We start from the raw sequence: 1,780 nt of genomic DNA, 5'->3' as shown, positions 1-1,780 counted from the left end.
GCCCGGTCCCCACCCGTGCTGCCGCGCTGGGGGTGGGGAGCCTGCTCGCCGCCGCCGCGACGGCGGTGGCCGGCCCGCTCGCCTTCGTCGCCCTGCTGTCCACTCCCGTCGCCGCCGCGCTCGGCCGCGGACGCCCGCGCATCGGGGCGGCGGCGTTGACCGGCGCCGTGATCGTCGTGGCCGCGGACATCGTGGCCTCAGAGGCGTTGGGCACCGTCGACCTGCCCACCGGCGTGGTGACCGGCGCACTGGGCGCCCCCGCCATGCTGTGGATCCTCCTGCGTTCGAGAAAGGTGGCCTGATGAGCATCCCCGCGCCCGTCGCGTCCGTGACCCCGGCCCTGCCCATGGACCTCGGCCCCGAACCCGACCCGGCCTTCCGCCTGCGCGGCCTGACCCTGGGATACGGAGCCGAGCCCGTCATCCGCGACCTCGACCTGGATCTCCCCGCCGGACGGACCACCGTGCTCATCGGTGCCAACGGCTGTGGCAAGTCCACGATCCTGCGGGCCCTGGGGCGCCAGCTGCGTCCGCTGTCCGGGTCGATCGAGACCGACGGGCACCTGTTGTCCGAGGTCGGGGCCCGCGCGCACGCGCGGTCCGTGGCGTTCCTGCCGCAGTCCCCGCTGGTGCCGGAGGGTCTCACCGTGGCCGAGCTCGTCGCGCGCGGCCGGCACCCGCACCGTCGGTGGTGGGGAGGGGGCGACGACGACGACACGGCCGTGGCCGAGGCGTTGGCGATGACCGGCACCGCCGAATTCGCCCACCGGCGGGTCGATGAGCTGTCCGGCGGCCAACGGCAACGCGTCTGGGTCGCACTCGTGCTGGCCCAGGCCACACCCACCCTCCTGCTCGACGAACCGTGTTCTTTCCTCGACCTGGCGCACCAGCTCGACGTCCTCGATCTCGTACGCGACCTGCCGCTGCCCGCCGGTCACCGCGACCACGCCACCGGCCGCCGCACCGTGGTGGCGGTGCTGCACGAACTCAGCCTGGCCGCGCGGGTGGCCGATCACCTGGTGGCGGTCGCCGAGGGCGGCGTGGTCGCCGCGGGCCCGCCAGACCAGGTGATCACCCAGGAGACCTTGCGTCGCGTGTTCGACCTGGACGCCGACATCATCACCGATCCGGCCACCGGCCACCCCGTGGTGCTGCCACGGGGACGACGGAAGGGGACAACATGACCGCTGTAGCCGTAGAGGCACCGATCGTCGTCTCGCAGACCCGCGTCATCGACTCCCGCCCGCTGGGGGAGTCGTTCGTCCGCCTCGTGGTGGCCGGGCCCGACCTGCTGCGGTGGTCCGCCGACGTGGTGGACCCGGGCACCGTCCGTGATGCCTACATCAAGGTCATCGTGCCCCCGCCGGGCGGTGGCGGCGCGATCCCCGATGCCCACGCGATCCGCGACTGGCTCGCACTGCCAGAGGCCGAACGCGGCTGGATGCGCACCTACACCGTCCGCCGCGCGGACACCGTCGAACTGGACGGGGAACACGTTCCCGCACTGACGGTGGACATGGTGGTCCACCCCGGTGGCGACGAGGGGCCGGGATCCGCCTGGGCGCGCTCCGTACGGCCGGGCGACATCGTGCACATCGCCGGGCCCGGGCGCGGGCACGCGCCGTGGGCCGCCTGGGCGCCCGGGCAGTCCGAGCGGGTCGTGTGCGCCGGTGACGAGACCGCCGCGCCGGCGCTGCTGGCGATCGCCGAGGAACTGGCAGGGGAACTCGCCGCGGAGCAGGCCACGGCTGGCTCGGTGGCGGGCGGGTCTGTGTCGGGCG

The 1,780-nt window shown here is 74.4% G+C and carries 3 protein-coding genes; all 3 read left to right on the top strand.

The features are described 5' to 3' along the window. A partial coding sequence (locus tag J1M64_RS10580) for an iron chelate uptake ABC transporter family permease subunit (protein ID WP_206474160.1) occupies window positions 1-302 on the top strand: 302 nt, incomplete at its 5' end. A gap of 44 nt (window positions 303-346) precedes the next feature. Then, window positions 347-1,183 carry an ABC transporter ATP-binding protein gene (locus tag J1M64_RS10575; RefSeq protein ID WP_206474168.1) on the top strand — a complete coding sequence of 279 codons (837 nt, stop codon included), beginning with the start codon at window positions 347-349 and terminating at the stop codon, window positions 1,181-1,183. Further along, a partial coding sequence (locus J1M64_RS10570) for a siderophore-interacting protein (RefSeq protein ID WP_206474159.1) occupies window positions 1,180-1,780 on the top strand: 601 nt, incomplete at its 3' end. The genes J1M64_RS10575 and J1M64_RS10570, both read left to right, overlap by 4 nt.

Source organism: Dietzia sp. KRD202, from assembly GCF_017168155.1.
Taxonomy (GTDB): Bacteria; Actinomycetota; Actinomycetes; order Mycobacteriales; family Mycobacteriaceae; genus Dietzia; species Dietzia kunjamensis.
The sequence above is the reverse complement of the archived record's forward strand: the minus strand, read 5'-3'. Positions and strand labels throughout refer to the sequence as shown.